20 protein-coding genes are annotated in these 20925 nt (G+C 71.8%); 10 read left to right on the forward strand and 10 right to left on the reverse strand.

Annotated features, from left to right (window positions below):
• The first annotated feature begins 9 nt into the window (after positions 1 to 9).
• Complete coding sequence (locus tag AB0I15_RS36005; RefSeq protein WP_358105638.1) at positions 10 to 2112, forward strand: tetratricopeptide repeat protein; 2103 nt, start codon at positions 10 to 12, stop codon at positions 2110 to 2112.
• 180 nt (positions 2113 to 2292) lie between these two features.
• On the forward strand, positions 2293 to 3054 hold the full coding sequence (locus AB0I15_RS36010; protein WP_358105857.1) for a methyltransferase domain-containing protein: 762 nt from the start codon (positions 2293 to 2295) through the stop codon (positions 3052 to 3054).
• Between the two features lie 82 nt (positions 3055 to 3136).
• Here AB0I15_RS36010 and AB0I15_RS36015 read toward each other — a convergent pair whose 3' ends face one another.
• The 6 genes from AB0I15_RS36015 to AB0I15_RS36040 form a co-directional block, all read right to left on the reverse strand.
• On the reverse strand, positions 3137 to 4411 hold the full coding sequence (locus AB0I15_RS36015; protein ID WP_358105641.1) for a serine hydrolase domain-containing protein: 1275 nt from the start codon (positions 4409 to 4411) through the stop codon (positions 3137 to 3139).
• Between the two features lie 58 nt (positions 4412 to 4469).
• Positions 4470 to 4901, reverse strand: a complete 432-nt coding sequence (locus AB0I15_RS36020; protein WP_358105644.1) for a hypothetical protein — start codon at positions 4899 to 4901, stop codon at positions 4470 to 4472.
• Positions 4902 to 4912: 11 nt separating this feature from the next.
• Complete coding sequence (locus AB0I15_RS36025) at positions 4913 to 5173, reverse strand: hypothetical protein (protein WP_358105647.1); 261 nt, start codon at positions 5171 to 5173, stop codon at positions 4913 to 4915.
• Complete coding sequence (locus AB0I15_RS36030; RefSeq protein WP_358105650.1) at positions 5170 to 5532, reverse strand: DUF2089 domain-containing protein; 363 nt, start codon at positions 5530 to 5532, stop codon at positions 5170 to 5172. Before AB0I15_RS36030 ends, AB0I15_RS36025 begins: the two co-directional genes overlap by 4 nt.
• 86 nt (positions 5533 to 5618) lie before the next feature.
• Positions 5619 to 5894: a hypothetical protein gene (locus AB0I15_RS36035; RefSeq protein ID WP_358105653.1), complete on the reverse strand. Its 276-nt coding sequence runs from the start codon at positions 5892 to 5894 to the stop codon at positions 5619 to 5621.
• Between the two features lie 198 nt (positions 5895 to 6092).
• A complete protein-coding gene (locus AB0I15_RS36040) occupies positions 6093 to 6500 on the reverse strand; it encodes a nuclear transport factor 2 family protein (RefSeq protein ID WP_358105656.1) in 408 nt (135 codons plus the stop codon).
• A 92-nt stretch (positions 6501 to 6592) separates the two neighbouring features.
• Between AB0I15_RS36040 and AB0I15_RS36045 the strand changes: the two genes are divergently transcribed.
• Genes AB0I15_RS36045 through AB0I15_RS36055 form a run of 3 tightly spaced genes read left to right on the forward strand, consistent with a single transcriptional unit; the run spans position 6593 to position 8500 of the window.
• A complete protein-coding gene (locus AB0I15_RS36045) occupies positions 6593 to 6775 on the forward strand; it encodes a hypothetical protein (RefSeq protein ID WP_358105660.1) in 183 nt (60 codons plus the stop codon).
• A gap of 56 nt (positions 6776 to 6831) precedes the next feature.
• Positions 6832 to 7644, forward strand: coding sequence for an alpha/beta hydrolase (locus tag AB0I15_RS36050; protein ID WP_358105663.1), 813 nt, complete (start codon positions 6832 to 6834; stop codon positions 7642 to 7644).
• A 28-nt stretch (positions 7645 to 7672) separates the two neighbouring features.
• A complete protein-coding gene (locus AB0I15_RS36055) occupies positions 7673 to 8500 on the forward strand; it encodes a MerR family transcriptional regulator (protein ID WP_358105666.1) in 828 nt (275 codons plus the stop codon).
• 124 nt (positions 8501 to 8624) lie between these two features.
• On the opposite strand, the gene lysA is transcribed toward AB0I15_RS36055, so the two are convergent.
• The 3 genes from lysA to AB0I15_RS36070 form a co-directional block, all read right to left on the reverse strand.
• On the reverse strand, positions 8625 to 9956 hold the full coding sequence (gene lysA / locus AB0I15_RS36060) for a diaminopimelate decarboxylase (RefSeq protein WP_358105669.1): 1332 nt from the start codon (positions 9954 to 9956) through the stop codon (positions 8625 to 8627).
• A complete protein-coding gene (locus AB0I15_RS36065; RefSeq protein WP_358105672.1) occupies positions 9956 to 10216 on the reverse strand; it encodes an SAV_915 family protein in 261 nt (86 codons plus the stop codon). Before AB0I15_RS36065 ends, lysA begins: the two co-directional genes overlap by 1 nt.
• 126 nt (positions 10217 to 10342) lie before the next feature.
• Positions 10343 to 10864 (reverse strand): MauE/DoxX family redox-associated membrane protein, encoded by a 522-nt coding sequence (locus tag AB0I15_RS36070; protein ID WP_358105675.1) that lies wholly within the window; start codon positions 10862 to 10864, stop codon positions 10343 to 10345.
• Positions 10865 to 10964: 100 nt separating this feature from the next.
• On the opposite strand from AB0I15_RS36070, the gene AB0I15_RS36075 reads away from it, so the two are divergent.
• The 5 genes from AB0I15_RS36075 to AB0I15_RS36095 all read left to right on the forward strand — a co-directional run bounded on the left by AB0I15_RS36075 (position 10965) and on the right by AB0I15_RS36095 (position 16835).
• Positions 10965 to 13673 (forward strand): BTAD domain-containing putative transcriptional regulator, encoded by a 2709-nt coding sequence (locus tag AB0I15_RS36075; RefSeq protein ID WP_358105678.1) that lies wholly within the window; start codon positions 10965 to 10967, stop codon positions 13671 to 13673.
• A gap of 98 nt (positions 13674 to 13771) precedes the next feature.
• Positions 13772 to 13954: a hypothetical protein gene (locus AB0I15_RS36080; protein ID WP_358105681.1), complete on the forward strand. Its 183-nt coding sequence runs from the start codon at positions 13772 to 13774 to the stop codon at positions 13952 to 13954.
• A 51-nt stretch (positions 13955 to 14005) separates the two neighbouring features.
• Entirely contained in the window at positions 14006 to 14554 is a 549-nt protein-coding gene (locus AB0I15_RS36085) for a hypothetical protein (RefSeq protein WP_358105684.1), read from the forward strand.
• A complete protein-coding gene (locus tag AB0I15_RS36090) occupies positions 14551 to 16383 on the forward strand; it encodes an ABC transporter ATP-binding protein (protein ID WP_358105687.1) in 1833 nt (610 codons plus the stop codon). The genes AB0I15_RS36085 and AB0I15_RS36090 overlap by 4 nt, the downstream gene beginning before the upstream one ends.
• On the forward strand, positions 16380 to 16835 hold the full coding sequence (locus tag AB0I15_RS36095) for a S26 family signal peptidase (protein WP_358105690.1): 456 nt from the start codon (positions 16380 to 16382) through the stop codon (positions 16833 to 16835). Before AB0I15_RS36090 ends, AB0I15_RS36095 begins: the two co-directional genes overlap by 4 nt.
• Before the next feature lie 64 nt (positions 16836 to 16899).
• Here AB0I15_RS36095 and AB0I15_RS36100 read toward each other — a convergent pair whose 3' ends face one another.
• Positions 16900 to 20865: a S8 family serine peptidase gene (locus AB0I15_RS36100; protein WP_358105860.1), complete on the reverse strand. Its 3966-nt coding sequence runs from the start codon at positions 20863 to 20865 to the stop codon at positions 16900 to 16902.
• Positions 20866 to 20925 lie beyond the last annotated feature (60 nt).

A 20925-nucleotide genomic window follows, 5' to 3' on the forward strand; every position in this document is an offset into this window, starting at 1 on the left:
CAGAGCCGTGTGTACCAGGCGGCCCGCGACCAGACCATCAACCAAGTCACGCAGCACAGTCCGCGGCGGCCGCTGCCTGAGGCCGGCACCGTGCAGGTCCCTGTCGGGCTGGCCGGGCTGCCGCGCCGTCCGGCCGCGACATTCGTCGGCCGCGATGGAGCCTTGACCGCCTTACGTCAGGCGCTGCAGGACAGATCCGAGTCTGGGGTGATCAACCAGGCTGTGTTAGGGCTGGGGGGCGTCGGCAAGAGCGAACTGGCGCTGCAATACGCCCACCGGCACCGTGGCCAGCACCCGCTGGTGTGGTGGATCGACGCCGACGGCCCAGAACAGATCCGCGCCGGGCTGGCTGCCCTGGCCCGGGCGCTGACCTCCGGTATCGATTCGATGGCCGCCGAGCAGGCCACCGTGCAGGAGGCCGCCGCCTGGACGCTGAGCTGGCTGACCGCCCACCCGGGCTGGCTGGTCATCTTTGACAACCTCGAGGAAGCCGCCCACGTCGAGCCGTACCTGGCCCGGCTGGCCCACGGCCACGTCCTGATCACCACTCGCCGTGACATCGGCTGGCAGCAGATGGGCATCGCTCCACTGCGGTTGGACATGCTCGAACGGCAGGCATCTCTCGCCTTACTGAGCGGGCTGCTGGGACCGAACGCGGCGGGCCAGATCGAGCTGTCGGATCGGCTGGCCGACCACCTGGGGGACCTGCCTCTGGCGCTGACTCAAGCTGCCGCCTACATCGTCCGCACCCCCCGAATGACCTTGAGCAAGTACCTGGAGCTGCTGAAGCGCACCCCGGCCCGCATGTATGCCACCGCCGCAACAGCCGGCGGCGACGCCGAGCGGGTGATGGCCAAGGTGCTCACGCTCAGCCACTCCCACATCGACGCTGTCAACCCGCTGGCCGGCCATGTGCTCAATCTGCTGGCCTGCTATGCCCCTGACAAGCTGCTCTGCACGGTCCTGGACGGCTTGCCGGAAGCCGACGAACTGCAGATCGATGAGGCGCTGGCGCTATTGGCCTCCTACAGCCTGATCACCCTCACCTCCAGCCCTGTCGATCCCGCGACCGGCCAGACCGAGGACATGATCAGCATGCACCGACTCATCCAGGCCGTCACCCTGCACCGGCTCACCCCTGACCAACGCGACCACATCCGCGGCATCGCCGCAGACCTGCTCTTGGCTGCGCTTCCCGATGATCCGGGCTCGATGCACAACTGGCCCGCCTATCGAGCGCTCCTCCCGCACGCTCGAAACGTGCTGCCGCTGAATTCGTCCGGCCTGCATCTTCTGGTCGCTTACCTCGGTGCCAGCGGCGACTACACGACCGCCTTCCAACTCCAGCGACAAATCCACAACCAGGCGATGGCGACGCTCGGCGCCGAGCATCCCCACACCCTCGCTACGGGGCACGACCTGGCCTATTGGATGGGGGTAGCGGGAGATGCGGTGGCGGCCCGCGACCAGTTCGCCGCTCTGCTGCCCACCTACGAGCGTATTTTGGGCGCTGAGCACCCCGACACCCTGCACACCCGACTCAACCTCGCCGCCTGGACTGGGCAAGCGGGGGACGTATCTTCCGCCCGAGACCAATTCGCCGCTCTACTGCCCATCTACGAACGCGTTCTAGGCGCCGAGCACCCCGACACTCTGACCACCCGGCTCAACCTCGCTCGTTGGGCGGGGGAAGCAGGAGATGCGGCTGCCGCCCGCGACCAGTTCGCCGCTCTACTCCCCATCCGTGGACGCGTTCTGGGTGCCGAGCACCCTCACACCCTGATCACCCGGAATCAAGTCGCCCGTTGGACGGGGCGGGCGGGGGACGCGGCCGGCGCTCGCGACCAGTTCGCCGCCCTGCTGCCCATCTACGAGCGCGTCCAGGGCGCCGACCACCCCGCCACGCTGATCACCCGGAGCCAACTCGCCCGTTGGACGGGGCGGGCGGGGGACGCGGCTGCCGCTCGCGACCAGTTCGCCGCTCTGCTCCCCATCTGCGAGCGCGTTCTAGGCGCCGAGCACCCTCACACCATAACCACCCGGCATGACCTTGCTACCTGGACCGAGAGGGCATCAGATGCGGGGTCGAACGCTGGTGATGTCTTCATTTAAGCCCACAATGGTTCGTCTGTGTACGGTCTGGTCCGAAGCTAGAAGTCATCAACCTTCAGTGACAATGGCCGGTCAGGTATGGCGCCACCTCATGCCGAGAAGTGATGTCGATGAGTTTCTGACGCCATCGGCGGGGGTGCGATGATGGAACGCGTGACCGACGGGCCCGAAGACATCGACATACGGCGGCCTGCCTGGGTTTCCGCCGCAGCCCAGCCTGCGGACCCGGCCCAGGCGAACGACTACGACGGCTTCGCCGAGGCGTACTCGGCCGAAACCGAGAACAGCCTCCAGAACGCGTACTTCGCGCGGCCCGCGATCATCACCCTCGCCGGAGACGTGGCGGGCCGCCGGATCCTGGACGCCGGCTGCGGCTCGGGCCCCGTCATCGCCGCACTGCGCGACCGCGATGCCGCCGTCACCGGCATCGACTCCAGCGCCGGGATGCTGGCGGTGGCCAGGCGGCGGCTCGGTGACGACGCGGACCTGCACGTGGCCGACGTGAGCAGCCGCCTGCCGTTCGCCGATGGCGCGTTCGACGACGTGGTCGCGTCGCTGGTGCTGCACTACCTGGAGGACTGGGGGCCGGCGCTGGCCGAGATGCGGCGGGTGCTCAGGCCCGGCGGCCGGCTGATCGCGTCGGTCAACCACCCTTTCGTCGACCACGTGACCCAGAGTCCTCGGCACAACTATTTCGCGACCACCAGTTTCACCGACGAATGGACGTTCGACGGGCAGGCCTTCCCGATGGTCTTCTGGCGCAGGCCGTTGCACGCGATGACCGCCGCCTTCACCGCCGCCGGATTCCGCATCGCCGTCATCCACGAGCCGCAGCTCGACCCGGCCGCCCGTGAGCTGGTCCCCGACGACTTCGATGACCTCTCGACCAAGCTCAGCTATCTGGTCTTCGTCGTCGAGGCACCGCCGGCCGTGGGCTCGTAGCCGGCCGCATCCGGTCACTTCCCGTGGCGTGGTGGCCGATCCGGTGGTGGAGCACCCGGCCTGTTCCGCCGCGGCGTCCCCGTCATCCGAGGCAGGAGCGGACGGCCTTGGCCAGGTTCAGCGCCCGCCGGTCGTCGGGCCGGAAGTTCCAGAGGTTCGTGACGTAGCCGAAGCCGACACCGGCGTCGGGGTCGGCGAAGCCGATCGATCCGCCGGAGCCCGGATGGCCGAACGACCCCGGCCCCGCCATCGGCAGTGGCTGGGAGGCTCGCCAGAATCCGAGTGACATGTAGAAGGAGCGGTCGGCCGGGAGGTTCAGCCCCGGCGGCAGCCCGTGCATCGGCGTCCTGTCGGTCTGGACGGCCGTCATTGTCTCGACCGTCGACGGATCGAGCAGCCGTACCCCGTCGACGTCGCTGACCGTGGCGGCGTACATCCGCGCCACCGATCGCGCGTCCGCGAGCATGTTCGCGGCCGGGAACTCGGCCGCGCGCCAGGCCCGCGTGGTGTGGTACGGGGACGTGTTGTCCAGGGCGCCGCCGAGCCCACCGGCGCGGGCCTGGACCGAGTCCGCGCTCCACACGGCGTCGACCCACGCGGTGACCGTGCCGGCGTCGAGGCCGGAGATCGCGATCAGCCCGGCCGTCAGCTCCTCCACGCTGAACGGAGCGGCGTAGTGGATCCGGGCCACCCGCTCCTCGTGTTCCTCGGGCAGCCCGATCCAGGCGCTCAGTCCGAGAGGGGCGGCCACCTCCTCGGCGAAGAACCTGCCGAGCGACCTGCCGGAGATCCGGCGTACGACCTCCCCGACCAGGAACCCGAACGTGATGCTGTGGTAGACGTGCTCGGTGCCCGGCCGCCACAGCGGCTTCTGCGCCTCGAGCGCGCGGATGACCGGGTGCCATGCGCACGCCTGCTCGAACGTCAGCGGCCCGTCGACGATCGGCAGACCGGCCTGGTGTGACAGCAGCCAGCGCACCAGGATCCGGTCCTTGCCGGCCGCGCCGAACTCCGGCCAGTAGTGGGCCACCGGGGCGTCCAGGTCCAACTCGCCGCGCTGGGCCAGCATGTGGGCACAGATCGCGGTAGCGCCCTTCGTCGTGGACGCGACCTGGAGGATCGTGTCGTCGCGCCACGGCCGGTTCGTCTCGCGATCGGCGAGGCCGCCCCACAGGTTGACGACGGGGCGGCCGGCCACGTAGACGCTGCACGCCGCGCCGACCTCGCCGGGGTCGCCCTCGAAGTTCGCGCGGAACGCGTCGGCGACCTTGCCCCAGCCGTGCTCGACCTGCTGCCCGGCATCGTCGCCACCACCGCTCGCGGAGGCGTCGCCGCCCTGGGCCTGATCGGCTGCCATACGAATGTCCAATCTCTCGTGAATCGGGCTTACCGGAGTCCGTGCAACGGGACGGCGCCTACTCGCAGAAGACGCGCAAGTGCCCGTCGGGCTGCTCGAGCTCCACGATCGTCTCGTCGAGGTGGTCCACGAGCGCCTCGAGCTGTTCGGGCTTGAGCTGCGTCAAATCCAATGGCACACCCGACTTGTCGAGTGCGGCGTTGGCCTTACCCAGTGCCTGCGGCGGGATCAGGGCCGCCAGTTGTACGCCGGCCCGCAGCAGTTGCAGCGGTATCCGCATGTTGAGCCGCCCCGCCTCGCCCGACTCGCCGTCCTCGACGAACTCCATCACCACCCGCAGGTACTTCGCCCTGCCCTTCGGCCGTGCGCCGGGACTCGGCGCCGCCGGCGACTGGTCCCTTTCGAGCGCGACGATGAGCCGCTCCGCCTCCTCAGCGGTGATCCTGCCCTCGGCCAGCAGGTCCAGGATGTCCTTGCGCTGTTCGTTCATCGCAACCTCTGCTATCGGATGGCCACGAGCACGGCCGTACGGCTGTACTCGATGTCGAAGCGGGTGCCGGGCAACGCGGAGACGATGCGCCGGGCGGCGCCGAGTGCCCGCATCGCGTCGACGTGGTACAGGTGGCAGGCCACGACGGCCGCCAGGACGGCCAGGAGCACGACCGGTGAGAGCACGAGCGCCACCGGGAGCACCGGGACCCAGACCCGGATGGGACGACGGTCCGGACGTTCGACGCGTACGGTCAGCGACTGCGGCATCATGTCCGGCCCTCCAGTTCGGACAAGGCCTGCTGGGCGGTGATCTCGCCGCGGCGCAACCGATCGATGACGTCGGCCGCCGGGGGCGCCGGATCGGTCTCGACGAAGTCGAGCATCTGGGCGATGCGGTTGAGTCGTGCCTTGATCGTCGGATAGCTCACCCCGAAGATCCGTTCCATCTGCTTGATGGAACCGTGGCACCGCACGAACGCGGTGACGAAGATCTGATCCTCGACGCTGAGCTGAGCCAGTTGCGGCAGCTCGAACTCGCCCTCGATCGCGACGCCGTTGCCTGTCAGACGCACCCGCTCGACGACGAACGACCGGCCCCGGGTCAGGTTCGTGAGCTCCTGCCAGTCCATCGCCTGCTCTGTCATATTTAAGGTATAGCCGGTCCATCTTCAACTTTCAAGAAGTTGATCTTAATTTTCTCAAGGATCGCGTGCCGCTAGGAGGGATCGGCGCAATCCACGACCAGGTGAGAGGCCCACTTGGGGATGTCGTCGAAGTCGTCCCCGTTCAAGTCGATCCGTTCGAGCGAGGAGAGCTTCTTCAGCCATGTGGGCAGCTCGCTCAGATACGTGTCGGTCAGGTCGAGCTCGGCGAGGGAGTGAAGGCCGGCCAGCGAGTCCGGTAGGGTGCGCAGCTCGAGTGCGGAGAGGTCCAGGACGGGAGCACCGGTGTGCAACGCGTGGTCTATACGCTTTTCGGCTTCGGACGCCATCGATTCCTCCTCATGTGGGTCACGCCAGGTCGCCGACTCCAGCGCGCCACTCGATCAGTTCCAGGCCGTGGGCGCGGAAGGCCCCTCGACACACCGCTCGCACCGCTTCGGGCGCGACGGCCCCGTTGGCGGGGTTTCGGAGCAACCCAGTATCCAACCTCGGCCGTGCCCGGCACGCCCAAGTCCGGCGTACGTTTCTTATCGGTCGCGGGCCGGGATCGGCTCAGCGAGCGCGGCCCGGCCGGGAGGCGCGGGGAAAGGGTCGGCGAAGTATTGGGTCTCGTGCGTCACGAGACCATCGGTGAACTCCATGACGCTGAGCGAGTGTGTGGGCACGCCGTCATAGGTGATCACGCACTCGCTCACCCAGAGGTCGCCGCCGCCCAGGATCCGGCGGATGGTGAAGTGGCGTTCGGCCGGGTGCCCGCCGCGTTGCGCCTGGATCCTTGACCGGCCTCTGAAACGCTCGCCCGACTGCGGGTAGTCCAGGATCGCGTCCGCAGCGTAGATGGAGTGCTCGGCGTCGACGTCTCCGCGCTCGGACGCCTCCCAGTGCTCCTGGAGCCGGGCCCGGATCTCGGCTTCGGGATCGCTTGCGCTGTTCACCCGTCAGACCCCTCGTGACCAGTAGAAATGCCGCTCGTCTCGTACGACGGATGTTACCTGAGGGTTCTCCCCCGGCAACCGCCGTCGACCTGATGACCACCAACCGCCTCACCCCCGACCAGCGAGCCGCCCGCCACACCATGGCCACCGACAACGTCCACCTCTCCTTCGGCCAAGGCCGGCACGGCGGCTGGGGCTACGGCATGGCCGTCCCCAACTCCGCCCACCTCATCCACGACTTCTGGACCACCCTCTGCCAGGCCCTCGACGACTGACACCGACACACAAGGGGTTGACCCTGACGCAGGGGCAACCCCTCAGCATGGTCGGCATGACTACGGAAACCAGGCACTTCACGGTGCACCACGACGGTGTCACGATCCCGGTGTCCCGCGGCGGCCGGGGACGGCCGCTGGTCCTGTGCCCTGGGCTGAGCTCGACACAGGCCGACCTGCACGAGCTGGCCGGGCTGCTGCGGCGCGACCACGACGTGGTGACCTTCGACCTCCGGGGCCATGGTCTCGCGTCGGCCGCCGACCGGTACTCCTTCGAGGCGTTCCGCGGCGATCTCGGCGCCGTGCTGGCGGAGCTGGAACGCCTCGGCCCGCCCTCGGCGCCCGTGCTCGTGGGCTACTCGCTGGGCGCGGACCTGGCCGTGCACCATGCCTCCGAGCATCCGGGCGCCGTCGCCGGGCTGGTTCTCATCGACGGGGCGAACCCCGTGCCCGAACCGTTCATCACCGAGGCCGACCTGCCGGAGTTCCGCGCGATGTGGCAGGACATGGCGGCACGGCAGGAAGCCCTGCGCGGCAGCGCGCGTCAGGTGCTGCTCACCGCCCAGGAGATTCTCGAGCTGAACGTCGAGATCGATCTGATCCGGTCCGGCATCCTCGACCGGTACCGGAAGGTCGACCGGCCCATCAGCATGATCATGTCGACCTCGATGGCCGGCGACGGCGGCGAAGGGCATGCGCCTCGGTTCAACCAGAACTGGTGTGCCGGTGTGGAGCGGCTGGTCCGCGAGCAGCCGCACATCTCCACGTCCTGGCTCGACGCCGATCACCGGCTGGTCTTCACCCACGCCCCGGAAATCGCCCGGATCATCCGAAGCGCGCTGGACCCTGCGGCCGGGCCGGCTTCCTGACCATCTCCTGCGGTAGGAGACTGGTCTGATGCTGACCATCGGCGAGCTGGCGTCGTACGCAGGAGTGACGGTGCGCGCGGTCCGGCACTACCACGCCAAGGGGCTGCTGCCGGAGCCGGAGCGGGACCACTCCGGCTATCGGAGGTACGACGCCGGCGCCGTCATCGAGCTGATCAAGATCCGGACCCTCGCCGAGGCCGGGGTCCCGCTGGCGCGGGTGCGGGAGCTGCTGCGGGCCGGCGAGGAGGAGTTCGCCGCGGCGATCTCGGACATCGACAGGCGGCTGCGGGCGGAGATCCGGGAGCGGCGGCGGCACCGGGAGCGGATCGCCCGCCTCACCGCCGGCGACAGCCTGGCGCTGCCCGCGGAGGTGGTCGAGTTTCTCGACCGGTTGCGCGCGCTCGGGGTCGACGAGCGGATCGTCCGGGTCGAACGCGACGGCTGGATCCCGCTGGCCGCGCACTCACCCGAGCGGGTCGCGGAGTGGATGGCACGCAAGCGGGAACAGGTCGCCGATCGGCAGCTCATCGATCTCTATCTCACTCTGGGCCAGGCACTCGACCCGGCCGACGACGACTCACAGCCGGTCGAGTCACGGCTGGTCGAGTCACGGCTGGTCGAGCTGGCCGACAAACTGGCCGCCTACCTCACACGGATGGCCGACGAGCGGGGCGAGGACTACGTCGGCGATGTCGACGTCGCGCCACCGTTCGCCAAGCTGATGGACACGCTGGCGTTCGACACCGTGCCGCCCGCCCGCCGGCTGACCGAGCTGCTGAAGGAGCGAGGCTGGACCGGCTGGACCAAACTTGAGCGCGTGGACCCGGCCCAGGGAGAGGCCGGGACACGGCGGTGACGGTGGGGCCCTGCCGCGCCCCTGATCCCGCCACCCGGCCGACGGCGATGAGGCTGGGTCAGGGTGAGCAGGGCGGCGACGGCGATCAGGGCCAGGAGGGCGATGGTCTCGGGCCGGATCCTGGTCACAGCCCCACGTCCCGGCGCAGCAGGTCGTCGAGCTCCTCACGGCGCACCACCACCCGCGCGGCCCCGTCGGCGACCGCGATGACCGGTGGGCGCCGGGTGAGGTTGTAGGTGGAGGCCATCGAGTGGTGGTAGGCGCCGGTGGCCGGCACGGCGATGACGTCGCCCGGCCTGATGTCCGAGGGCAGCGGCACCTGCTCGGCGATCACGTCGCCCGCCTCGCAGTGGTGCCCGACCAGGGTGACCTCACAAGCGGACATGGCCGAGCGGCGGCCGACCAGGCGGGCGGTGTAGCGGGCGCCGTACAGGGGCGGGCGCGGGTTGTCGCTCATGCCGCCGTCCACGGCGACGAAGGTACGGGCGAGCGTGCGCTTGACCGCGATGACCCGGTACAGGGTGAGCCCGGCCGGCCCGCTGATCGAGCGGCCCGGCTCGATGGTCAGCCGCGGCACCGGCAGGTTCAGTGCCGCGCAGCGCTCCCGCATCGCCTTGACGACCGTCCTGGCGTAGTCGCCGGGGCTCAGCCCGTGCTCGGTCCCCAGGTACGCGATGCCCTGACCGCCGCCCAGGTCGAGCTGGGGCAGCACGATCCCGTACGTGTCGCGGACGCGGGCGATCTGCTCCACCATGACCCTCACCGCCCGCTCGTACGGCTCCGCCGCGAAGATCTGGGAGCCCAGGTGGCAGTGCAGGCCCACCAGGTGCAGCTCCGGCTGCCGCAGCACCCTGGCCACGGCCGCCGCGGCGTCACCCGCGACGATGGACAGCCCGAACTTCTGGTCCTCGCCCCCGGTGCGGATCGCCGTGTGGGCGCCCGCCTCGATGTCCGGGACGATCCGCAGCAGCACCTGCTGCCGTCGCCCCGGCGGGACCAGCGCCGTCAGCCGGGGGATCTCGGCGAGGTTGTCCACGACGATCCGGCCGACTCCGTAGTCCACCGCCTCCGCCAGCTCCTGCGGGGTCTTGGCGTTGCCGTGGAAGACGATCCGGTCGGCCGGGAAGCCGACGGAGCGCGCGATGGCCAGCTCGCCGCCGGAGCAGACGTCCAGCCCGAGGCCCTCCTGCCTGATCCAGGTGGCCATCGCCCGGCACAGGAAGGCCTTGGCCGCGTACAGGATGTCGGCGTCCGGCAGGGCGGCGCGAAAGGCCCGGCAGCGCCCGCGCACGTCGGCCTCGTCCACCACGTAGGCGGGCGTGCCGTAGCGCTCGGCGATGTCCATCAGCGGCACTCCCCCGGTGGCCGCGACCGGCCGGAAACGGGTGGTGAGCGACCAGGGCTCCGCCGCGGGCGGCGGCTCGTGCGCGGCCTGGTCCTGCCGCAGGACGCACATCAGGCCACCTGCTCGGCGGGCCTGGTCATCGTGCCCGCCGGGTCGATGACGATGCCGGTGACGTCCAGCTCGGCGATCATGGTGCGCAGCGCGGGGGCCGTGAGCACGACCCACCGCTGGCCGGTCCCGAGCACCTGGGTGAGCCTGAGCGGTGAGGAGAAGGCGACCGCCGTCCGCTTGCCCGCGGTGGTGCGGAACAACCGCAGGGCCGTGGCGCACGCGCCGGCCGTGACGGGGACGAACAATCGGGGCTCTGACATCTGCTTCCTTCCAGCGAAAAGCCGTACAAGGCAGACGCTAGAGCCGCAAACGGACACATCCCGCGATCGCTACGCATTCCCGACGCGGGACCCCGGAAATCCTGATGCCGCGTTGACGGCGCGCCCTCACGGGCGGAGGAGTGAGGCGAGATCGTCCCATCGGGCCATGAGGAGCCCCAGGACGGCGCCGAAGAGGCCGACCACCACGGTGAAAGCCGGGTCGAAGGAACCGCTGACGAGTGATCCGGCCAGCCCGAGCAGGGCGGTGGCGAGGAGGATCAGGTTGCGGATCACGTGCGGCGCGCCCATGGGCGTCTCGGTGGCCCCGAAGCAGCGGCAGGGCACCGCGGCGCCCCTTCCGACGACCAGGACGACCGCGACGGTGAGGCAGCCGAGCAGCCCGGTCGCCAGGACGAACGCCGCCGAGCCGGTCCAGCGCACGGGAACGGCGGCCAGGACGATGACGCCCGCTTCGGCCGCCGCCGTCGCAGCGGCGGCCGGAGGCGCCAGCTTGTCGGGGATCACCGCCATCGCCCTGGTCGACCGGACGAACGCGCTCCAGGCCCCGCGGCTGGAGACCTTGCTCACCAGGGCGAGGACGAACACGGTGATCAGCAGCGCTCTGCCCGCCACATCGACGTATTGCACCAGCGCAACCTAGCCATCGCCGGGCGAATCCGGCAAGAGCGCCCGGCGAGGCGTGCGTTCTCGTTACGCTCGAAGATCTTCGGGCGAAGAGTGAGGCGGCGTGCTGATTCGGTTACTCGGACCGGTCGAGGTGGAGCGCTCGGGGCTGACCCGGCCCGTGCGCCCGCCGCAGGTGGCGCTCGCGCTCGCCGCGCTCGCGTGGGAGGCCGGCCGGGTGGTGCCGGTCGAGTCGCTGCTCGCCCGGGTCTGGGGCGACGGGGCTCCGCAGGGCGCCCGGCGCACCCTGTACACGATCATCACGCGCATCCGGCGCGACGTGCTGGCCGACGAGGGCGCCGTCGTCCGCCGGCTCGGCGGCTACCTGCTCGACGTCGACGAGTCGGCCGTGGATGTGGCGCGCTTCCGCGGCCTGGCCGACCGCGCGACGGCGGCGCCGGATCCGGTGCCGCTGCTGGGTGAGGCGCTGGCGCTGTGGCGCGGCGATCCCCTCACCGGGCTGCCCGGTGAATGGGTGGAACGGGCCGGCCACCGGTTGCGTGACGAGCGTAAGGAGATCGTGCTGCGCTGGGCGCGGGCGATGACCGGCCGCGACGCCGGGGCGGCGGTGACCGCGCTGTCGCCGCTGGCCGAGGAGTACCCGCTGGACGAACTGGTGGCGGCCGCGCTGATCGAGGCGCTGCACGCCTGGGGCCGGACCGCCGAGGCGCTGGCGCGCTTCGCCCGCGTACGGCGGACGCTGGCCGAGGAGCTGGGCGTCGAGCCGGGCGCGGCGTTGCGGCACCTGCACGGGACGCTGCTGCGCCCCGGCGACGTCACCGAGACCGCCCGCCTGGTCCCGGCGCAGCTCCCGATGGCCCTGCGGTGCTTCGTCGGGCGGGAGGCGGAGCTCGAACGCCTGGAGGCCATGATCGCCAGGCGGCAGGCCCCCGCCGCCGCGTGCGCGATCTCCGGGCCGCCCGGGGTGGGCAAGTCGTCGCTCGCGCTGCGCTGGGCCCACCTGTACCGCGACCGGTTCCCCGACGGGCAGTTGTACGCCGATCTGGGCACGGCCGACGCGGCGACGATCCTGCCCGGGTTCCTCAGCGCGCTCGGCGTGCCGGAGTCCCGGATGCCGTCGGGAGTGGCGGCGCAGATCGGGCACTACCGCAGCCTGCTGGCCTGCCGGCGGGTCCTCGTCGTGCTCGACGACGCCCGCGACGCCGAGCAGGTCCGCCCGCTGCTGGCCACCGCGCCGGGGAGCCTGACGCTGGTCACCAGCCGTTCCGAGCTGTCCGGTCTCGCGGTGACCGAGGGCGCGTACCTGCTGCGGCTGGACGTCCTGCCCGACGCGGAAGCGTACCGGCTGCTGGCGGCGTGGCTGGGTGAGCAGCGGCCGGCGGTGGAGCCCGAGGCCGCCGCGCTGATCGTCCGGCGGTGCGGCCGGCTGCCGCTGGCGCTGGCGATCGTCGCGGCGCGGCTGGCAGGGCGTACCGAGCTGCCGCTGGCCGAGGTCGCCGCCGAGCTGGAGCGGGCCGGCGCGGACCTGGAGCCGTTCGCCCACAGCGACCCCGCGATCGACCTGCGCCGCGTGTTCGGGCGCTCCTACCAGAGCCTGCCCGCGCCCGTGGCCCGGCTGTTCCGGCGTCTCGGGCGGCATCCCGGCCCGCACCTGTCGCTGCTCGCGGCGGCGAGCCTGGCCGCGCTGCCGCCGGACCGCACGCGGGAGCTGGCCACGCAGCTCGAACACGCCAACCTGGCGGAGCTCCGCGGGCCCGGCCGCCTGCGCCTGCACGACCTGCTTCGCGTGTACGCGGCCGAGCAGGCACGCGCCGCCGACAGCCGGGCGGTACGACGGGCGGCCACACGACGGTTGCTGGACCACTACGTGCATACGGCGTGCGCCGCCAACGACCTGTGTTACCCGCACCGCGACAGCCTGACCCTGGATCCGCCGGCCCGGGGCACGGCGGTGCAGCGGTTCGCCGGCCAGGCCGAGGCCCTGCGCTGGTACGCCGACGAGTCGGCGGCACTGCCCACGTTGCTCGCGGAGGCGACCGCGGCCGGGCTGGACGGGCACGTCTGGCGGCTCACGTGGGCGTTCGCGGAGTTCATGCAGCGCCGCGGCCTGTGGGAGGAGACCCTGCGCGCGCACGCGGTGGCCCTGGACGCGGCCGGCCGGCTCGGCGACAGGCTGGCCCGGGCGCGCTGCCACAACAGCATCGCCCGCGCGCACGCCCGGCTCGGCCACCACCGCGAGGCGGTCGAGCATTTCGAGCAGGCGGCCGAGCTGCACCGCGATCTCGGCGAGCTGGGCCTGGAGGCGCACGTCCACCTGGGGCTGAGCCTCCTGCGGGGCAAGGACGAGCCCGGCGTGGCCCTGAGCCACACGGTGCGCGCGCTGGAGCTGTTCCGGCGGGCCGGCGACATCGTCGGGCAGGCGCGGGCGCTGAACAACGCGGGCTGGCTGCGTGCCGAGTCCGGCGCGTACGACGAGGCGCTGGCCGACTGCCGCCGGGCCCAGCGCATCCTGGCCGACGCCGGCTACGCGCAGGGCGAGGGACACGCCTGGGACAGCGTCGCCCACGTCCTGGACCTCAAGGGCGACGTCCCGGGCGCGGTGGCCGGCTTCGAGCGGGCGGCGGAGCTGCTGCAGGGCTGCGACGACCTGCACGCCGCCGCGGACACCCTGGTCCGCCTGGGCGAGACGCACCTGCGGGCGGGCGACGTCACACCGGCGCTCAACGCGTGGAAGCAGGCGGCGGAGCTGTACGACGCCGTCGGCGACCCCCGCGCCGACGAGGTGCGCGACCGCGTCTCCGCCCACGTCTGAGGTCGTTAAGACTTCGTTGAGAAATCGCTGAAACCTCTGGCACAGGCTGCGACGAGCGGCGGGCACCGGCCCGCCCGTCCGACCGAAAGGGAGGTTCGATGCGTCTCATGACCAGGATGGCCGACCGTCTCCTGGAGCTCGTCGCGCCACGCACCGTGGCCCAGGCGGCCGACTGCGGCTGGGAGTGCTGCGGTCCGATCAACGCCGGCAGGTGGTGCTGCTACTACCCCAACGGCAAGTTCTCGTGCGGCTCCTGCCAGACCTACATCTACTGCTCATGACCGGGTGCCCGGCCGGCGGACCGGCCGGGCCCCTTTACACGGAGGTGTCCCATGTCCTATTTGATCGCCGTCGTGGCACTCGTCGGCGCCCTGTGCGTGGTGGATCTGGTGCTGACCCTCGGCGTGGTCCGGCGGCTCCGTGAGCACACCAAGCTGCTGGACGCGCTGTACGAGGCCGTCGACCTGATGGGCGGCCCTCCCGCGGCGGGCGGGCGCCTGGGCGTGGGCGACGTCGCCGGCGATTTCGAGGTGACGACCGCGGACGGCGCCCGGCTCACCCGAGATCTCCTGCCGGAGGGGACCGTGGTCGCGTTCCTGTCGCCCGACTGCCGCGGTTGCCACGAGAGGCTTCCCGCGTTCGCCTCGTGGGCCGCGGGCCAGAACCGGTCCCGGGTGCTGGCGGTGGTCGACGACCGAGCGGGCGACCCCACGGAGATGATCGCCACGCTGCGGCCCGTGGCGCAGGTGATCGTGGACGGCGCGATGAGCGGCGCGTTCGGCGTGCAGGCGTACCCGACCTTTCTCCAGGTGGCCGCGGGCGGCAGGCTGCTGGCGTCCGCACCCGAGATCTCCCGGCTGCCGGCCGGGGCGCCGGCGTGACCGAACCGGCACCGGCGCCGCGAGGGCTGGCACGCAGCTCGGCGCGAGCCGCCGCGCTGGTGTGGCGCTCGGCCCCGATCCACGTCCTCGGCTACCTGCCGATCACGCTGGTGGGCTCCGTCACGCCGATCGCCGTGGCCTGGCTGACCAAGGCGGTGCTGGACGGGGTGGCGCGACGGCAGAGCGGTACGCTGCTCGCCCTCGCGGTCACCATAGCCGTCGTCACCACGGCCGCCGCCGCGGCGGCGCACGCCGGCGACTATCTGCGCGCCGAGGTGGACCGCCGGACGGCGCTTCGCGCGAAGGACGAGCTGTTCGCTGCGGTGTCCCGGTTCACGGGCCTGGCCCGGTTCGAGAGCCCGGCGTTCCTGGACCGGCTGCGGCTGGCCCAGCAGAGCGCGAGCAATCCCGGCAGGCTCGTGGACTCCGCGCTGTCGGCCGCCCGCGGCGCGGTGACCACCGTCGGCTTCGTCGGGTCCCTGGCACTGATCAATGTCTCGTTCACCGTCCTGGTCGTGCTGTCGGCGCTGCCGGCGCTGCTCATCGAGTTGCGGATGTCGCGGCAGCGCAACGCGATGCTGTGGCGGATCGGACCGGCCGAGCGCCGCGAGATGTTCTACGCGGAGCTGATGTCCACGGCGGACGCGGCCAAGGAGATCCGCCTGTTCGACCTCGGCTCCTTCCTGCGCCTTCGGATGCTGACCGAACTGCGCACCGCGAACGCCGCCCGCCGCCGGCTGGACCGGCGGGAGTTCCGCATCCACGCGAGCCTGTCGGGAGCCTCGGCGATCGTGGCCGGCGCGGGGCTGATCTGGGGGATCCTGGCGGCCGGGCAGGGGCGGCTCAGCGTCGGCGACGTGTCGATGTTCGTGGCCGCCGTCGCCGGGGTGCAGGCGGCGCTGAACGGCACGGTGTCGGCGGGGGTGATGGCGTACGAGCATCTGCTGACCTTCCACCACCACGTCGCCGTCGTGACCGCCGGAACCGACCTGCCGGCTCCGGCCCGCCCCAGGTCGCTGCCGCCCCTGCGCCGGGGCGTCGAGCTGCGCGACGTCTGGTTCCGCTACAGCGCGAGCCACCCGTGGATCCTGCGCGGCGTCGACCTGCTCATCCCGCACGGCGAGACGGTCGCGCTCGTCGGGCACAACGGCGCCGGCAAGAGCACGCTGGTCAAGCTGCTGTGCCGGTTCTACGACCCCACCAGAGGCACGATCCTGTGGGACGGCGTCGACCTGCGCGACGTGCGGCCGGAGACGCTGCGCTCCCGGATCGGCGCGGTGTTCCAGGACTTCGTGTCGTACGAGCTGACGGCCGCGGACAACATCGCGGTGGGCGACCTGTCCGCCGCCGAGGACGAGGCGCGGATCGAGCGGGCGGCCCGCGAGGCCGGGGTGCACGACGTCGTGGCGGCCCTGCCGCACGGCTGTCGCACGCTGCTGAGCCGGTCGTTCTCCCCCGAACAGGACGAGGAGGAGGACGGCGTGCTGCTGTCCGGCGGGCAGTGGCAGCGGCTGGCCCTCGCCAGGGCGTTCCTGCGCCACGACCGCGACCTGATGATCTTCGATGAGCCCAGCGCGGGGCTGGATCCCGAGGCCGAGTACGAGGTGCACCGCCGGCTCGCGCGGTTGCGGGCCGGGCGGACCAGCGTGGTCATCTCCCACCGTCTGGGCGCGGTCCGTGACGCCGACCGGATCGTGGTGCTGGCCGACGGCGCCGTCGTCGAAGAGGGCACACATGCCGGCCTGCTGGCGGACGGCGGCACGTACGCGCGGCTGTTCACCCGGCAGGCCGCCGGTTACCGGGACGACATGACGGAGGTATCCCGGTGACGCCCCTGGTGGTCATGGGGCTCGCCGGTCTGATCGCGGGTGTGCCGGTCGTCTGGTGGGTGCGCCGGCGGTACCTGGTGGTGACCGTGCACGGGGAGAGCATGGTGCCGGCGTACCTGCCGGGTGAGCGGGTGCTGGTGCGCCGGACCGCGCCCGGCGCGCTGCGTGCCGGGCAGGTCGTGGTGCTCAGGGAGTTCGCCGCCGCCCGGCCTGACGGCGACCGGGTGGAGGAGCCGCGCCCGCAGTGGATCATCAAACGGGTCGCCGCCGTGCCGGGTGACGCGATACCCCGCGACACCGTCCCCGCGCTGCGGACGGCGCCGGGCACGCTGGTGCCGGCCGGACGCCTGGTCGTCCTGGGGGACAACCCGGCCCGCTCCCACGACTCCCGTCACACCGGGTACCTGACCGCGGACCGCCTGTTCGGCGTGGTGCTCCGCAAGGTCGAATAGCTCGACCGCGGGTCCGGCCGCCCAAAGCCGTCGGGCGGCCGGACCTGCGCCGAGGCCGGCGGGACTACCTGACCAGGTAGGCGTCGGCGATCACCTGCTCGACCGAGTTGCCGTCCCTGTCCCTCGCCCCGACCTTGATCGAGACGCTGCCGGGTCCCTTCGGGTTGAGCGCGAGCACCTTGCCGCCGGGCAGCACCGTGGCCTCGGACCAGTGCGCGCCCTGGTCATGGGAGATCCAGACGTTCCGGACGGACGGCGACCGGCCGCCCTCGGCCCTGACGGTGAAGGTGAACGGCCTGCCTCCCTTCACGGTGTCGTCCGCGGGCAGCTTCAGCTCGTACGCGAGCCTGATCAGTGGCACCTGGGCGCACGGCTGCCCGTCGCCCCACAGCACGGTGTCCAGGCAGGGGAACGTCGCGTTGCCGGCGGCCGGCCGCGCGGAGCGGAACGTCCACGTCGTCTCGACGCTGGTCCCGCCGTGCTGCCCGGTGAACCCGTCCTTCCACGAGTCCGTCAGCCGGTACGTGCCCGGCCCGGCGGGCACGGTGTAGTACGGCACGCCAAGGTCGTCGTACTGCGCCGGGACCTCGGTGTCCCCGCTGAACAGGTGGACCTCCTCCGTGCCGCGAGCGCCCTGGTAGGTACGGCTCGGGTCGGAGGCGTCGGCGTAGTAGCCGAAGCCCACCGGGCTGAGCGCCCGCAGCCGCAGCCGGTCGCCCTGGCGGCAGCCGTCGCAGTAGATGCCCGGGTCGAACCTCCAGCCGGGCAGGTCGGGCCCCGGCGTGATCTGCGTGGGCAGGATGACCTCGTTCCAGTCCTCCCGCTCCTGGCCGCCGCGGACGAAGCCGCGGTAGGACGTGGGCACGCGCCCGTCGCCCGAGGCGGGGTCGTAGAAGGAGTAGCCGCGCTCCCACAGCACGTCCCGCCCCGTCACGCTGTAGTACTCGGTCCTGGCCGTCGGCCCCGAGAAGGCGTGCGAGCCCCGGACGCTCAGGCGCTGCTCGCCGGTGTAGGTGTGGTTGACCTCGGTGAAGTCCGCGAACGGGCCGAACCTGCCCTGCTTCGGGGCGAACCGCGCGTGGTAGGTGGTGTCGATCTCGACGAGGTCGCGGGCCTTCGGCGCGAAGCTCAGCCGCCCCGCCGTGGCACCCTTCACGTAGTAGGCCATCTTGTACTCGTACGGGGCCGTCGGCGTCACCCGCAGGGCGGCGCTCGGGTACGGCCGGCGGGCCAGCACCTTGCCGAGCCGATCCGCCTCCGCGCTGTCGATCCACAGGATCGGCAGCTTGCTCTGCGCCGCGTACACCTCGGAGGACAGCAGCCAGGCGAACCGGTCGCTGGTCACCACCCCCGCCGCCTGCCCCTTGATGGCCAGGTCCAGGTCCGCCAGCAGCGACTGGAGCGAGTCCCGGGCCGGGAGGTAGAGGAGCCTGCCGCGCACGTCCGCGCCGCCGCGCAGGTCGTCGCCGGTGGCCAGGCTCAGCCGCCGGTCCGCCGCGAACTTGGGCACCCGCGCGTCGTGCTCGCTGACGTAGACGGGCCGCAGCTTGACGCCCGGCACGGCCAGCTCGACCTCCGGGGTGCGGTGGACCTGGTCGAACAGCAGCATGGACGAGCCCACCGTGGGCGCCTTCCTGAGCCGCGTGACCCAGAAGGAACCCCTGCTGACCGGCTCGTAGCTGAGCAGTGCCGCGCCCGCGTACAGCTTGCCCGAGGCCGTCGTGCGGGTGGGCATCACGTTCAGGAACACCGGCTCCGACGGGCGCGGCGTGGTGATCTGGATCGGCTCCACGTCGGTCGCGTCCAGGGTCACCGTGGTGTCGGCGTCCAGTTTGACCTCGGGGGCTTGCAGCAGGGCGTACTGGAGGTCCCGGTCGGGCTTGGTGAACCACCAGGGCATGGCGGAGATGGAGTACACGCCGCCGTGGGCCAGCTTGAACTCGGTCTCCACCGTGCCGGGCGTGTCCGTGGTCCGCCAGGCGGGCCCGTACACCGACATCGGCTCGCCTTCGAGCAGCGGGTCGGTGTCGCTGACCCGCAGGGCGGTGGCGGTGTCCGGGTTCAGCGTCCACTCGGGCCTGCCGACCATCCGGACGCGGACGGTGTTCATCCTGGCCTGCTTGCGGAACGCGATCGGCGCGGTCAGCCTGGCCGTCCCGGCGGTGGCCGTCAGGCGGCCCTCGTACCAGCCGGGGTCGCCGAGCGACGGCTCGATGGTCAGGTCGGCGGTCGCGGTGCCGCCGGCGGGGACGGTCAGCGACGACGGGGTGAGCGTGGCCATCCCGGCGGGCGGGTCGGCGTCGTCGCGCTTCAGCGCCAGCCTCAGGTCCAGCGTGACGGCGTCCTTGCCGGTGTTGCGGAAGGTGACCTTCCTGGTCAGCGTCTGCCCGGTGTACGGGTCGGTGAATCCGGCGTACACCGTCGCGAGGTCGTCGAACACCTGCTGGGTGACGGCCTGCCCGATGTCGAGCCGCCCGGCGCCCTGATCGTAGACGGTCGCCTCCCCCGGCTTGGCGGTGGCCGTCAGCGCGGTCTTGAGCCGGCCGGCCGTCCAGTCGGGGTGCTGGGCGGCCAGGATGCCCGCCGCGGCCGCCACGTGCGGGGTGGCCATCGAGGTGCCGGACGCCGCGGTGTAGTGGTCGTCGATCGGGCCGCCGCCGGGGACGCTGCTGCCCTCGCCGAGTGAGGTGCCCTTCGCGCGGGCCGCGATGATGTTCACGCCGGGCGCGGTGATCTCCGGCTTGATCGCGAAGTCGTCGCCCAGGCGCGGGCCGCGGCTGGAGAACGAGGCGATCTTGTCGGAGGAGTCCACCGCGCCGACGGTCAGCGCGGACTCCGCCGCGCCGGGCGAGGCCACGGTGTAGCGGCCGGGGCCCGCGTTGCCCGCCGCGACCACGAACAGCGTGCCGTACTCGGCGGTCAGGTCGTTGGCGGCCTGGCTCAGCGGGTCGGTGCCGTCGGTCGGGTTCCTGCTGCCCAGGCTCATGTTCACCACCCGGACGCGCGCGGTGGCCGCCTGCCACTCCATCGCGGCGATGATCTCCGAGTTGTTGCCGCTGCCGTTGTCGTCCAGCGCCTTGGCGATGGTCAGCCGGGTGCCGGGCGCGACGCCCTTGTACCTGCCGTTCGAGGCCGCGCCGCTGCCGGCGATGGTGGACGCGACGTGGGTGCCGTGACCCTGCCGGTCGGTGGCGTCGTCGGGGTTGCCGCCGCCCGGCATGCCCGCCGGGACGAAGTTGCGGGCCGCGTCCACCTTCCCCTGGAGGTCGGGGTGCGTGGGGTCGAAGCCGGTGTCGATGACGCCGACCGTGGCGCCGGTGCCGTCGAACCCGGCCGCCCAGGCGGCGGGGGCGCCGATCTGCGGGTTGCTGACGTCGTCGAGCGCCTTCACCTTGCCGTCGAGCCACACCTTGCTCGGGGCGCTCGCCGCCGACGCGGCCTGCGATCTGGCCTGTCCCAGTGACTGCCAGAACGCGGTGGCCTGCTTCTTGTCCACCTTGATCGCGGCGCCGTCGATGCTCTTCAGGACCAGCGGCTCCGTGCCGCCCTTCAGCGTGCGGGCCCGGGGCGCCAGGTCGCTCGCCCTGGTCTGCGGCTGGTACTGGACGATGAGCGGGAGCTGGGCGGACTTGGCGTCGCCGTACCCGTTGGCGGCCAGGTAGTCGACGTTGAACAGCTCCTTGTCAAGCAGGCCGCTGTTGACGTAAGGCCCGGCGTCAGCGGGGATCACGTAGTAGCCGTGATCGTCCTGCTGCGCCTGGTACCTCCGCGCCTCGGCGCCCTCGCGGGGGTCCAGGGTGACCGACGCGCGTCCCTCGGCGTCCTTCGCGTAGGTGACCGTGTCCCCGGTGATCAGCGTGATCCGGACCGGCGCCTGTACGGCTGCTTTCGTGGGTACGGCCGCTTTCGCGGGTGTGGCGGCCTTCGCCGGTGTGGCGGCGGCGGCCGGTTGGGGGGCGACGACGAGAGGCACGGCGAGGACCGCCGCGAGTAAGGCCCCGAGTCTGCGGCGCCGGAGGGTGGACAGCATGCGCACGACAAGCTCCAGACATGAGAAACACCGGGCATCGAGGCCCGCGCGCGATAGAGA

The sequence above is a fragment of the Nonomuraea sp. NPDC050643 genome (genome assembly GCF_040654715.1).
Classification (GTDB): Bacteria; Actinomycetota; Actinomycetes; order Streptosporangiales; family Streptosporangiaceae; genus Nonomuraea.

Excerpts from the sequence above, each read along its gene's own strand:
- AB0I15_RS36015 (WP_358105641.1), bottom strand. The coding sequence starts at position 4,411 with ATGGCAGCCGATCAGGCCCAGGGCGGCGACGCCTCCGCGAGCGGTGGT.
- AB0I15_RS36020 (WP_358105644.1), bottom strand. The coding sequence starts at position 4,901 with ATGAACGAACAGCGCAAGGACATCCTGGACCTGCTGGCCGAGGGCAGG.
- AB0I15_RS36025 (WP_358105647.1), bottom strand. The coding sequence starts at position 5,173 with ATGATGCCGCAGTCGCTGACCGTACGCGTCGAACGTCCGGACCGTCGT.
- AB0I15_RS36030 (WP_358105650.1), bottom strand. The coding sequence starts at position 5,532 with ATGGACTGGCAGGAGCTCACGAACCTGACCCGGGGCCGGTCGTTCGTC.
- AB0I15_RS36035 (WP_358105653.1), bottom strand. The coding sequence starts at position 5,894 with ATGGCGTCCGAAGCCGAAAAGCGTATAGACCACGCGTTGCACACCGGT.
- AB0I15_RS36045 (WP_358105660.1), top strand. The coding sequence starts at position 6,593 with ATGACCACCAACCGCCTCACCCCCGACCAGCGAGCCGCCCGCCACACC.
- AB0I15_RS36050 (WP_358105663.1), top strand. The coding sequence starts at position 6,832 with ATGACTACGGAAACCAGGCACTTCACGGTGCACCACGACGGTGTCACG.
- AB0I15_RS36055 (WP_358105666.1), top strand. The coding sequence starts at position 7,673 with ATGCTGACCATCGGCGAGCTGGCGTCGTACGCAGGAGTGACGGTGCGC.
- lysA (WP_358105669.1), bottom strand. The coding sequence starts at position 9,956 with ATGTGCGTCCTGCGGCAGGACCAGGCCGCGCACGAGCCGCCGCCCGCG.
- AB0I15_RS36065 (WP_358105672.1), bottom strand. The coding sequence starts at position 10,216 with ATGTCAGAGCCCCGATTGTTCGTCCCCGTCACGGCCGGCGCGTGCGCC.
- AB0I15_RS36080 (WP_358105681.1), top strand. The coding sequence starts at position 13,772 with ATGCGTCTCATGACCAGGATGGCCGACCGTCTCCTGGAGCTCGTCGCG.
- AB0I15_RS36085 (WP_358105684.1), top strand. The coding sequence starts at position 14,006 with ATGTCCTATTTGATCGCCGTCGTGGCACTCGTCGGCGCCCTGTGCGTG.
- AB0I15_RS36100 (WP_358105860.1), bottom strand. The coding sequence starts at position 20,865 with ATGCTGTCCACCCTCCGGCGCCGCAGACTCGGGGCCTTACTCGCGGCG.